This window comes from Vibrio sp. VP6 (genome assembly GCF_028823755.1).
GTDB classification, from domain to species: Bacteria; Pseudomonadota; Gammaproteobacteria; order Enterobacterales; family Vibrionaceae; genus Vibrio; species Vibrio parahaemolyticus.
In genome coordinates, this window is the sequence record NZ_JAPEID010000060.1 from 1 (window position 1) to 14,206 (window position 14,206).

Genomic DNA, 14,206 nt, shown 5'->3' on the forward strand with positions numbered 1-14,206 from the left:
TCACACCGGCTGAGAACTTCCATGGCGATGCTGAAATCACTTACACCTTGACTGATGGTGCACTGACCGACCAAGCGACGGTCAATGTCACCGTGAATGCCGTAAACGACACGCCTGTGGTTGAAAGCAATCTCGCAGACCAAACCCTGGCAGAAGATTTCACGCCATACACCATCGATCTGAATACCGCCTTCAGTGATGTGGATAACGTTGATGGAGAGTTAACGTTTAGCGTCTCTGGCAACAGCAACGTGTTGGTTTCGATTGAAAATGGCATCGCGACCATTTCACCAACAGCAGACTGGAACGGCTCAGAGACCCTAACCTTTACTGCCACTGATCCAAGCGGCGAAAGCGTTAGCCAAACGGTGGACTTTACGGTTGCACCAGTAGTCGACATCAAGGCTGACAGCACAAATGTAGTCGAAGACACACCAACCATAATTAACGTCTTAGGTAACGACACGTTCGAAGGCGACGGTAAAGTGGTGTCGCTAGATACCAATAACGGCCCAGCCAACGGCACGGTCTCGGTCAATCCTGACGGCAGCGTGACTTACACGCCAAACGACAACTACCAAGGTACAGACAGCTTCACCTACATTGTCACGTCAGGCGGAGTATCGGAATCCACCACCGTTGAAGTCAATGTAACACCGGTCAACGATGCACCAGTGGCGAAAGATGACATCGCTACGACACAAGAAGACACTGCAGTTACTATCGATGTTCTGCCAAACGATTCTGATGTGGATGGCGATAAGTTGTCGATCCAATCTGCGACTGTTCCTGAAGCACAAGGTAAAGTAGAGATCGTTGATGGCAAACTTGTTTTCACTCCGGCCGAGAACTTCAATGGCCACGCTGAAATCACTTACACCGTAACGGACGGTGAATTGACCGACGAAGCGAAAGTAACTGTTACAGTAAATCCAGTGAACGATGCGCCAACCATCAAGGTTGATGCAGTAGAAAGCATCACTGAAGATGCAGTGAGCACTGATACGGTAGTCGCAACCTTAACGGTTCGTGATACTGATACGCCAGAAGACCAATTAACCGTTTCTTTAGAAAACAACTCAAACGGTTACTTTGTGTTGGTAGGCAATGAGGTCAAGCTGACTCAAGCGGGCGTCGATGCAGTTAACAACGATGAGCTCAACCTTAAAGACCTAACTATTAGCGCATCAGTATCGGATGGTGTTAATCCAACAGCTAACGACAGTGACAGTTTGATTGTGAATCGTGTTAACGATGCACCGACTGTTGAAAATGCCATTGCAGACCAAGTGTTATCGGAAGATTTCGATGCATACACGATCGACTTGAATGAAGTATTCAAAGATACTGATTCCTCGCTAGAATTCTCAGTGTCTGGCAATAACAGCATCCAAATTTCTATTGTGAGTGGCGTCGCCACCATCACTCCGACTGCGGATTGGAATGGCAAAGAGACAATTACGTTCACAGCTAAAGACCCAAGCGGCGAGAGCGTTAGCCAAACGGTGAACTTCACGGTTGCACCAGTAGTCGACATCGAGGCTGATAGTGCGAATGTAGTCGAAGACACACCAACTATCATTAGCGTCTTAGGTAACGATACGTTTGAAAGCACTGATAAAGTGGTGTCTTTGGACGCTGAGAATGGTCCTAAAAATGGCACCGTCATCGTAAACAACGATGGTACTGTGACCTACACACCAGATGACAACTACGTCGGTGAAGATACTTTCACCTACATCGTCACCTCTGGCGGTGTGTCTGAATCCACCACGGTGAGCGTCGATGTGACGCCAGTGAATGATGCACCAGTGGCGAAAGATGACATCGCTACGACACAAGAAGACACCGCAGTTACCATTGATGTCCTGCCAAACGATTCTGATGTGGATGGCGACAAGCTGAGTATTGAATCAGCCTCTGTACCTAAAGAGCAGGGTACGGTTGAAGTGGTGAATGGTAAACTTGTTTTCACTCCGGCCGAGAACTTCAATGGCGACGCCGAAATCACTTACACCGTAACGGACGGCCAATTGACCGACGAAGCGAAAGTGAGCGTTACCGTTAATCCAGTGAACGATGCGCCAACCATCAAGGTTGATGCTGTAGAAAGCATCACTGAAGACGCGGTGAGTACCGATACGATAGTTGCAACGTTGGAAGTCGCTGATACTGATACGCCAGAAGACCAATTAACCGTTTCTTTAGAAAACAACTCAAACGGTTACTTTGTGTTAGTTGGCGATGAAATCAAGCTGACTCAAGCGGGTGTTGACGCGGTTAACAGCGACGAACTCAACCTTAAAGGCCTGACTATTAGCGCGTCAGTATCGGATGGTGTTAATCCAACGGCGAGCGACAGTGATAGTTTGATTGTGAATCGTGTTAACGATGCGCCGACTGTTGAAAATGCCATTGCAGGCCAAGTGTTATCGGAAGATTTCGATGCATACACGATCGACTTGAATGAAGTATTCAAAGATTCTGATTCCTCGCTAGAATTCTCAGTCTCTGGCAATAACAGCATCCAAATTTCTATTGTGAATGGCGTTGCTACCATCACTCCGAGTGCGGATTGGAATGGCAAAGAGACAATTACGTTCACAGCTAAAGACCCAAGTGGCGAGAGCGTTAGCCAAACGGTGAACTTCACGGTAACGCCTGTGGCGGACATTGAGGCAGACAAAACGACGGTTGTTGAAGATACGCCAACCATCATCAAGGTCTTAGGTAACGACACGTTTGAAGGCAAAGATAAAGTGGTGTCTCTGGACGCTGAGAATGGTCCTAAAAATGGTACCGTCATCGTAAACAACGATGGTACGGTGACCTACACACCAGATGATAACTACGTCGGTAAAGATACTTTCACTTACGTCGTGACATCAGGTGGAGTATCAGAATCCACCACCGTTGAAGTCAATGTAACACCGGTCAACGATGCACCAGTGGCGAAAGATGACATCGCTACGACACAAGAAGACACCGCAGTTACTATCGATGTTCTGCCAAACGATTCTGATATGGATGGCGATAAGTTGTCGATCCAATCTGCGACTGTTCCTGAAGCACAAGGTAAAGTAGAGATCGTTGATGGCAAACTCGTCTTCACTCCGGCAGAAAACTTCAATGGCCACGCTGAAATCACCTACACCGTAACGGACGGTCAATTGACCGACGAAGCGAAAGTAACTGTTACAGTAAATCCAGTGAACGATGCGCCAACCATCAAGGTTGATGCAGTAGAAAGCATCACTGAAGATGCAGTGAACACTGATACGGTAGTCGCAACCTTAACGGTTCGCGATACTGACACTTCTGAAGATCAATTAACCGTTTCTTTAGAAAACAACTCAAACGGTTACTTTGTGTTAGTTGGCGATGAAGTCAAGCTGACTCAAGCGGGCGTCGATGCAGTTAACAACGATGAGCTCAACCTTAAAGACCTAACTATCAGCGCGTCAGTGTCGGATGGTGTAAATCCAACAGCTAACGACAGTGACAGTTTGATTGTGAATCGTGTTAACGATGCACCGACTGTTGAAAATGCCATTGCAGATCAAGAGTTATCGGAAGACTTTGCGACCTACACGATTGATTTAAACGACGCATTTAAAGATAGCGACTCAGCGCTAAACTTCTCAGTGTCTGGCAATAGCAACGTGTTGGTTTCGATTGAAAATGGCATCGCGACCATTTCACCAACAGCAGACTGGAACGGCTCAGAAACCTTAACGTTTACTGCTACCGACCCAAGTGGTGAAAGCATTAGCCAACCGGTGAACTTCACAGTTGCGCCAGTGGCGGACATCGTGGCTGACAGCACGAATGTAGTCGAAGACACACCAACTATCATTAACGTCTTAGGTAACGACACGTTTGAAGGCAAAGATAAAGTGGTGTCTCTGGACGCTGAGAATGGTCCTAAAAATGGTACCGTCACCGTAAACAACGATGGTACGGTGACCTACACACCAGATGATAACTACGTCGGTAAAGATACTTTCACTTATGTCGTGACATCAGGCGGTGTGTCTGAATCCACCACCGTCACGGTCAATGTGACACCAGTAAACGACAAGCCTGAAAGTGAAGACTTTACGCATGTCGCCGATGATCAGCTTACGCAAGTTGTGTTTGATACCGATACGAAACCTCTGGGTAGCGGTGACTCTAAGGATCATATCGCGGATGTTGAAGACGACTTAAAAGGCAACGATCTACATGTCCGGATTACTGAACTGCCAACATCAGGTACGTTGTTCTTTAAAGATAGTGACGGTGAGTTGCACGAAATTAAAGAAGTAAGCGATACGCTTTATGACAAAGACAGTCTTTACTATGAAGCTGATAATGTTGGCTTCTTATTAGGTATCAAAGATCGTCCAAATACGCCTAATGGCTCAGAATCTACATCAGATTTCAATAACTGGGGATTAAGTGAGGATGGTGGACCATCACATTCCCGTACTGAGCATTTAGCAAATGGAGCCTCTATCACCATTTCTTCTGATAGCGGTGAACTTGCGCAATACAACCGTCAGGTGTCACACATCGGCAATGGTATCGCTGACAATGACGGGCAGGGTATTGAGAAGGGTGAAACGATTACGATCGATTTGTCTAATAATCCTGTGGGCTCCGTAAACCTTGGTCTGGATGGATTAGGTGGATTGTTTGATTACGGTGATGACAACGCAGCGCTTATTACGGTTACATACTTAGATTCAAATAATGTCCAACAGACTCAAACGTTCGAGTTTTTGAAGCCTGAGGGCAACTTCATGCTATTCCAAGAAACAAGCGTTGGTTATGGGAAAGATCTAGCCCTTCCTAAAGGTTCGGTCATTACTCAGTTAGATTTTTCTACGAAAAATGAAGGTAACTGGGAGTTACGTTATGTAGAAGGTGTTCCTGCCGAAGACAGCTTTGGATATGTGGCAGTCGACTCTGAAAGTGGCGTTAGCGATCCATCTACAGTCAATATCGTTAACGAAATGCTAGATGGTAATGTTGCGGAAAATGGACCTGCGGTGCAGAGCATTACAGGTGTTACTGTTGTTGAAGGTGACGATGTCACGTTTTCTGTTTCTCTAAATAACGCGACAGATCAGACCGTTAAGTATCAAGTGGATTTCTCTGCAGAAGGTTCTAGTACGAGCTCTCAAGACATTGATTTGTCGAACGCAACTTTTACTAATGGCGTGAAGTATTTGGGCGGATACCTTATTGTTCCAGCCGGTGTGAATGGCTTTGAGATTACCATTCCAAGCATTGATGATCAGTTGGTTGAATCAACAGAAAGCCTTGTGATTAAAGTCGGAGATGTATCTGGCGTTGGCTATATTGATGATAATGATGTCCCTCCAACGGTTCAAAGTAACGAAATTTCCGGATTAGAAGACGAAGCGATTGTTATCACACTAGAACATTTAGGCGTCGTTGACAGTGAGGTAAGTGTTGAGTTTGACACTTCTGCTCTAAATGGCTCACTACAAGTGAAAGGTTCTGATGGTTGGGAAGTGGTTTCTAGCAGTGTACTCGCTTCTGATATCGAAAATGGTCTTGTTCGCTATGTTCCTGCTGAACATGAATCTGGTGCAGATGTTTTCGATAAAGACGGTGTTGGGAATGGCTTGGATACTTACGAGCAGATTCATTTCACTGTTAGTGATGGCAATTCTTCTGCTTCAGGTACGTTGAGTATCGACATAGAGCCTGTCGCGGACCCAGTTAAGATTGACCTTACTTTCGGTCCTGTAACGTCTGTACCTGTGACATTAGGCGGAAGCTGGTCTACAGACGAAGAACTTAAAGATCTGCTTGAGGCAAGTAATTTACCAGGGCTTGACTTTGAACATGTGGTGACACAAGCGTTTAATAATGGTCATGCTGGTAACGACTTAATGTTAAGCGGAGACACTGAATCACCACTGAGCTTTGTAGGTGATCAACAAGCAGGTGCCAACGTTGATGCTCAAGGTAGTGATATCTTTGTGACTGGAGGAGGTAATGATTCTATCTATGGCGGTATTGGTTCATTAGACGATCAAGCTGAGACTGACACAGTTGTTTACTCTGGTAAGTTGTCTGATTACGACTTCAGCTATTACCCAGCATCTGACCACTCAGAAGTCCCGTATTGGATTGTCGAAGATAGTCGATTTATTGATACAAAAGATGTTGTTTCGAGCACTCATAAAGAGTCGGGTGACCACCTTTATGAAATTGAACAACTTATCTTCCAAGATGCCATTATCAAGCTAGATAACAACACTGGAGAGTATGTTGTTCTTACAGAGCAGCAAGTCTCTTTTGAGCTGAACCTTGATCTTATCGATGTGGATGGCAGTGAGTCATTCATTAACGATAGCGTCACCTTAACGGGAATCCCTTCAGGGCTAACATTAGAGGTGAATGGCAAAACGGTTACTGAAAACAGCGATGGTTCTTACACGGTTGACCTTTCAAGTGAACCAAATCAAACCAGTCATCAACTAAGCGGTACGATTACTGTACCAGCAGATTACAATGGCTCGTTAGATTTTGATGTAACAGCGACGGCAGGAAGTGTTGAAGTTAATAACAATACTCAAATGGGAGCGGACACGGCTTCTGTTTCAGTCCGTGATTATGAGTTTGTTTCTGGTACGCATGGTGATAACAACATAGTTGGGTCCGATGATAACGACGTGATCGTTGGTGATGTTCAAGGGTTACAAATTGTCGAAGGTCAGGATTACAACATTGCCTTTATGCTCGATACGTCTGGCAGTATGGGTTACGACGTTGGCCGTGCGGTAACTGAACTAAAAACAGTGCTGAATACTCTGATCGAAAGTGCGAGTGGACCTCATTCGGGCAAAGTGAACGTTTTATTAACCACTTTTTCCACTGAGAGCAAACAGGTGCTCGAGTTGGATTTGAGCTCTGACAACGCTAAGTCTCAAGTAGAATCAATATTGGACGCAATTGTGAAGCGCGGCGACGGTAACACAAACTATGAAGCAGGCTTCCAATCAGCATTGAATTGGTTTGATAGTGCTGATAGTGGCGCAACGAATTTAAGCTATTTCATTTCTGATGGCCGTCCAAACCAAGCTACTGTGAATGATGCAAATAACATAAACCAAATGGATAGCATTGTTCTTGGAGTGGAAAACAACAAACTGGTAACGTTAGCTGATGTGTTGCCAGCGGATTACAAAACTGGTGATGTTGTAACTTACGACAATAAGACGGTGATAGATAGTAACTCACTCGTTTATTCGCTTTCGACAGGTGAGTTGTTAGGGAAGATGACAAGTAATCATAGTTATTACGATTATGAAACGTATGTACTTCATCAAGCAAATAACGCATATCAGGCATTGGAAGAACTTAGTGAGGTTCGATCGATCGGTCTTGGTCATGACTTAGATGAAGATTCGTTGAAACACTTTGACTCTGATGGTGTTGTAAGAACTAACATCGATGTTAATCAACTTGCAGAAGTGATTCTTGGCAAAGAAGTGTCATTAATGCAGGGCAAGGATGAGATTAGTAGCCTTGATGGAAACGACATCATTTTTGGTGATGCGATTCGTTTTGATATCAATGGAGAACAAGGTGTTTCTGCGCTACAAAACTATGTAGCTTCTCAACTGGGGAAAGATGTTGCTCTGGTAACGAAGGAGGAAGTTCATCACTACATTACTGAAAACCAAGCTGAGTTTGAGCAATCTCGTTATTATGACCAAGCGGACACCATTTATGGTGGTGCAGGAAATGACATCTTGTTTGGGCAAGGTGGAAACGACAAGCTGTTCGGTGGCGCAGATAATGACATTTTGATTGGTGGTTTAGGCAGCGACATTCTGACTGGCGGTGATGGTGAGGACATCTTCAAATGGATCGATGTGGCCAACGAACGCGACACTGTCACAGATTTTTCTAGCAGTGAAGACTCTCTAGACTTCTCCGATCTGTTTGATGATTTATCGAAAGATGAAGTAGGCGATCTGCTAAGTGATTTACAATCAGGTAGTCATACAGGAGACGCTGGCGGCTATCATGTTGAAGTAAGCCAAGATGGCAGCGCAGATACGAATTTGAGTATTACTAAAGGTAGCTCAACATTAGATATCCACTTCAATAGCGCAAGCGTGGATGATATCACACAGCATTTGATTGCGAGTCTCGATTCTCAATACAAAGACATGTAGTGACAAATCAGCCTCTAATAAAAAGGTCTAGCAATTGCTAGACCTTTTTTGATGTTCTTGAATAGTTAGCTTTTTGGAAGTGTGGTGAAAATGGTCCATTCTTTTTTCACTTCACCTTTATGTCCTACTACTGTTGCGGTCACACGTCGGTTCAAAGCATGGCTTACTTCGTCTGTTCCGGTTGTTGCTAAAACCGTATCGCCGTAGCCAACAATAGTAACTCGATCAGGAGTAATACCGTTCTGTAGCAGTGCCTTTCTTACGTTCTCTGCTCGGCGTTTGGAGAGATCTAAATTGTGCTCAGATCCACCTGTACGGCTCGCGTAACCTTGCAACTCAATGGATGTGCTTGGGTATTCTTTCAAGAAATCTGAGAGTTCTCGAATCTGTTTCGCGAAAACCGGGTTGATTTCATCTGAATCATTTGCAAATAACACTCGAATTTGCATTTGTTGTGATGAGTTTGCGTAAGATCCGCAGCCATCATTATCAATTTCCGCACCTAATGGTGTGCCCGGGCATAAATCGCGCTGGTTAATGACGCCGTCGCTGTCGTCATCTTGGTGGTCGGCCCATTGATCTGCAATAGGAGTGTCGATGTAATCGTATTCGTCGCCTCGATCACTCGAAGAGCTACATGCAGCAACAACTAATGACAGTGCAATAATAGTTATGTTTTTCATAATTAATACTCCACTTTTTCTAGCCATTCTTTCGGCATTTCGACTCTTAACGCACTCAACAATTGGCCAGTTGCGTTCATCACACGATATTTGGCATATTGCTCTGCATATTTTGAATCAAGGTAATCTTTACGCGCTTCAAACAACTCGTTTTCAGTGTTCAGAACGTCTAGTAAGGTTCGTTTACCGATTCGATATTGCTTTTCATACGCGATGACCGTCTCAGCTGCCGAATCAACGTGGTCTGCTAAAAATTCTTTTTGTTGCAACGTTAAGTCCAGAGCACTCCAAGACAAGCGAAGTCCTTCCTCAACATTACGGTACGCGCCTTCACGTAAGTCTTTCGCTTTGTTGAGTTGGTATGCGAAGTTTTCTGAATTTGCCGCATCGCTACCGCCGTTGAACAAGTTATAGCGTAAACGCAACATGGCGAGAGTTTCATCGCTTCGACCTTTTAAGCCATCCGCATCGTCTTTCCAAGTTTGAGAAGCTTCAATCGAGATCGTCGGGTAGTTAACGCCTTTCGATTGTTTGTATTGGAACTTGGCAGAATCCACATCCGCTAATGCGATTTGAATCACTGGGTGTAATTCAAATGCCAGGCCAACCGCTTCATCGACGGTGTAGGGGATAAAGTTCTGATCAGCTCTTGGAAAAATTAACCCTTGTGGCGTTTGCCCCACCAAGCGAGTAAACATTGTGTGGGAGTCGTACAGGTTGTTTTGTGCAGCTGCCAGATTACCATGCGCTTTCGCTAAACGCGCTTCAACCTGTGTTAAGTCCGCAGTCGAGCCTATGCCGGAAGTGACGCGTTTTTTGATGTCCGTATAGATGTCTTTGTGAACGGCAAGATTGTTCTCAGACAGCTTTAAGACTTCATAAGCCTTTACCGCATCTAAGTAGACTTTAGTGACTTCTAATGCCTTGTCTGAAGCATCAGCTAACAGTTGGAATCGCACCGATTCTGCATCAGCAGCGGTACGGTCAATATCGTTTAATGTCGCGCTTCCATCCCAAATTAATTGGGTTAGGGTGATAGACGCTTCTTTTCTCGTATAGTCAGTGTTGCCTCGTCCGACTTCATCAGATGGGTCGAGGCCTTCGTAACCAATGCCCGCATCAAGATCGAGAGAAGGCAAATAGGCGCCTGTTGACGCCTCATTGATGTACCTTCGGCTCTCAAATTCATTAAATGCGCTTTTGATATCTGGGTTATTTTTTAACGTTAATGCCACGGCTTGCTCTAAAGTTTGACCGAAAACGGGTATAGACACTATTAAGCTACAGCAGCAAGCAATACTTAGTCGGTTCCATTTCACGGTGTTTCTCCTAAAAAATCGTGTTGCTTTTTGCTGTTTCATCTCACATTTGAGATAAAACATCACAAATAACAGTGTTTGAGTAAGTAAATTATCAACCTACTGTTAAACCTAGGCTTTTGTTTAGAATATCCAGAAGTTCGCCTGATTAAACCTTAGCACATGTGCAAAATGTTGCTTGGCAACCGTTTGTGTTTAAGCAAGAGAAAAGCTTGATTTCTTAATATCATAGCGTTCCACGACCTGTGCAATTCCCTGCTGCACCTGTAACCCCGCCCCTTGAGTTAATCAGCACATCGCCCCTTGCACATACAACGAAAATATGAAGATTTTGACTAAACTATAGACGTAAATATTGGGGTGACAAACTTTTGACTTAGTTCAAAGTGGGGCGAGGTAGATATGGAACGAGTAACTTTTGGCTCATTGATGAGTAATATTGTAGTTATCGGTCTCGATGGGGAAATTAGAACCCTCGAACAAGGACAGTTGCCTAAACCAGGGGAACTAATCATTAACGAAGTTTCAGATACTTCAGAGCTGGTCATTGAGCAAGTGACACCGCAAGGCAGTTCCATCAATGTAACTGGTGATATTACAGCGTTGATAGAAGCTATTGCAGCGGGACAAGACCCGACCCAACTAGGTCAAGAGTTTGAAACCGCAGCGGGCGAAGCAAATGGGTCTAGTCCTCAGACAACAGGGAATGTTGCACGAACAGGGACAGAATTGCTCGCTAGTACCAACTTTGAGACGGTTGGCACTGAAGGCGCGGGATTTTCAACCACTCAGATTCTAACTTTATTGGACATTCTCCCACCAACTCAGGCACCTGCTCCGACAGGAATTCCGATTCCAGTAACAATTACGGTGCAAGATATTTCTAGCCCTACAGTAGATGAAGGGCAACAAGTCTCTTTCGACGTTACCCTTAACCAACCAACGGAAGAAGAAACTACCATTGAGTTTACCCTTAATGATGGTTCTGCTTTGGGAGGGGCGGCGAGCGATGTTGGTGCAGATTATGTAAATACAACGGTTTTAATTACATTATCCGACGGAACCACCCAAGAAACTCAGGTGAATGATGATGGATCGTTCACTGTTTCTCTTCCGATCGGGGAAGAGTCTTTTACGGTTAGCTTGGATACCATTGATGATAATTTAGCGGAAGGATCGGAAACATTCAGTTTGTCCGGTTCAACGCCAGATCAGCCTACTCCAGTTACGGGTGTCGCAACGATTACAGATGAGGCAGAGCAAGGGCCAGAAGATACTGTAACCGTTAATATGACCGGCCCGAATAGCGTTTCGGAAGGTGAAACTACTTCCGAATACACCGTAACACTGAGCGATCCGGCGCCAGTCGGTAGCATCGTGACCTTAGCTTATAGCTACACTACTGCATCCGGTGATGACATCACCGAAACCACTCAAGCCATTATTGGTGCCGACGGCATAACCGCCACGTTTACGATTGATACCGTGGATGATGTTTACGCGGAAGGCGATGAAGTGTTCCGCGTCAGCGTATCAGGCATTGTCGATAGCGACAGCAATCCAATTTTCGAAGCACTGAACCTCGATAATGCGTTCGTCGACACCACCATCAGCGATGAAACCGACCCAGGTCCGGAAGATACGGTCACCGTCACCATGACAGGTCCAGCGAGTGTTGTAGAAGGCGACACCACCACAGAGTACACAGTGACGCTGAGCGATCCGGCGCCAGTCGGTAGCATTGTCACGTTAGCTTACAGCTATACTACTGCATCGGGTGACGACATCACCGAAACCACTCAAGCCATTATTGGTGCCGACGGCATAACCGCCACGTTTACGATTGATACCGTGGATGATGTTTACGCGGAAGGCGATGAAGTGTTCCGCGTCAGCGTATCAGGCATTGTCGATAGCGACAGCAATCCTATCTTCGAAGCGTTGAATCTAGACAATGCGTTTGTCGATACCACCATCAGTGATGAAACGGATCCGGGTCCAGAAGATACGGTTACGGTGACCATGACCGGTCCAGCGAATGTGGTGGAAGGTGACACTACCACGGATTACATCGTGACACTGAGCGATCCAGCTCCTGTGGGTAGTATCGTGACCTTAGCTTATAGCTACACTACTGCATCCGGTGATGACATCACCGAAACCACTCAAGCAGTGGTTGGTGCCGATGGTGTGACGGCTACGTTTACCATCGATACCGTGGACGATGTTTACGCTGAAGGCGATGAACTGTTCCGTGTCAGCGTATCGGGTATTGTTGATAGTGATAGCAATCCGATTTTTGAGGCATTAGATGTTTCAAATGCGTTCGTCGACACCACCATCAGCGATGAAACCGACCCAGGGCCAGAAGATACGGTTACCGTCACCATGACCGGTCCAGCGAATGTGGTGGAAGGCGACACCACCACAGAGTACACAGTGACGCTGAGCGATCCGGCGCCAGTCGGTAGCATTGTCACGTTAGCTTACAGCTATACTACTGCATCGGGTGACGACATCACCGAAACCACTCAAGCCATTATCGGTGCCGACGGCATAACCGCCACGTTTACGATTGATACCGTGGATGATGTTTACGCGGAAGGCGATGAAGTGTTCCGCGTCAGCGTATCAGGCATTGTCGATAGCGACAGCAATCCTATCTTCGAAGCGTTGAATCTAGACAATGCGTTTGTCGATACCACCATCAGTGATGAAACCGACCCAGGGCCAGAAGATACGGTTACGGTGACCATGACAGGTCCAGCGAATGTGGTGGAAGGCGACACCACCACAGAGTACACAGTGACGCTGAGCGATCCGGCGCCAGTGGGTAGCATTGTCACGTTAGCTTACAGCTATACTACTGCATCGGGTGACGACATCACCGAAACCACTCAAGCCATTATCGGTGCCGATGGCGTAACAGCGACGTTTACCATCGATACGGTGGACGATGTGTATGCCGAAGGCGATGAAGTGTTCCGCGTCAGCGTATCGGGTATTGTGGATAGCGACAGTAATCCAATCTTTGAAGCACTGAATTTAGACAATGCGTTCGTCGACACCACCATCAGTGATGAAACCGACCCAGGGCCAGAAGATACGGTTACGGTGACCATGACAGGTCCAGCGAATGTGGTGGAAGGCGACACCACCACAGAGTACACAGTGACGCTGAGCGATCCAGCGCCAGTGGGTAGCATTGTCACGTTAGCTTACAGCTATACTACTGCATCGGGTGACGACATCACCGAAACCACTCAAGCCATTATCGGTGCCGATGGCGTAACAGCGACGTTTACCATCGATACGGTGGACGATGTGTATGCCGAAGGCGATGAAGTGTTCCGTGTCAGCGTGTCAGGCATCGTCGATAGCGACAGTAATCCAATCTTTGAAGCACTGAATTTAGACAATGCGTTCGTCGACACCACCATTAGTGATGAAACCGACCCAGGGCCAGAAGATACGGTTACGGTGACCATGACAGGTCCAGCGAATGTGGTGGAAGGCGATACCACCACGGAGTACACCGTGACGCTGAGCGATCCAGCGCCAGTGGGTAGCATTGTCACGTTAGCTTATAGCTACACCACTGCGTCAGGTGACGACATCACTGAAACCACCCAAGCGATTATTGGTGCCGATGGTGTGACCGCCACGTTTACCATCGATACGGTGGACGATGTGTATGCCGAAGGCGATGAAGTGTTCCGTGTCAGCGTGTCAGGCATCGTCGATAGCGACAGTAATCCAATCTTTGAAGCACTGAATTTAGACAATGCGTTCGTCGACACCACCATCAGTGATGAAACCGACCCAGGGCCAGAAGATACGGTTACGGTGACCATGACCGGTCCAGCGAATGTGGTGGAAGGCGATACCACCACGGATTACACCGTGACGCTGAGCGATCCAGCGCCAGTGGGTAGCATTGTCACGTTAGCTTATAGCTACACCACTGCGTCAGGTGACGACATCACTGAAACCACTCAAG

The 14,206-nt window shown here is 46.3% G+C and carries 4 protein-coding genes; 2 read left to right on the top strand and 2 right to left on the bottom strand.

What is annotated here, in order from left to right; translation table 11 throughout:
- Positions 1-8,204, top strand: an 8,204-nt coding sequence (locus OU793_RS22650) for a tandem-95 repeat protein (RefSeq protein ID WP_274647846.1), incomplete at its 5' end; no start/stop codon positions are given.
- Positions 8,205-8,269: 65 nt separating this feature from the next.
- On the opposite strand, the gene OU793_RS22655 is transcribed toward OU793_RS22650, so the two are convergent.
- On the bottom strand, positions 8,270-8,887 hold the full coding sequence (locus OU793_RS22655; RefSeq protein ID WP_005477806.1) for an OmpA family protein: 618 nt from the start codon (positions 8,885-8,887) through the stop codon (positions 8,270-8,272).
- A gap of 2 nt (positions 8,888-8,889) precedes the next feature.
- Positions 8,890-10,206 (bottom strand): TolC family outer membrane protein, encoded by a 1,317-nt coding sequence (locus tag OU793_RS22660; RefSeq protein ID WP_024103885.1) that lies wholly within the window; start codon positions 10,204-10,206, stop codon positions 8,890-8,892.
- Between the two features lie 402 nt (positions 10,207-10,608).
- On the opposite strand from OU793_RS22660, the gene OU793_RS22665 reads away from it, so the two are divergent.
- A partial coding sequence (locus OU793_RS22665) for a Calx-beta domain-containing protein (protein ID WP_274647847.1) occupies positions 10,609-14,206 on the top strand: 3,598 nt, incomplete at its 3' end.

What these genes read in the sequence shown, in the direction of transcription:
- OU793_RS22655 (WP_005477806.1), bottom strand. Translation starts at nt 8,887, where the DNA reads ATGAAAAACATAACTATTATTGCACTGTCATTAGTTGTTGCTGCATGT.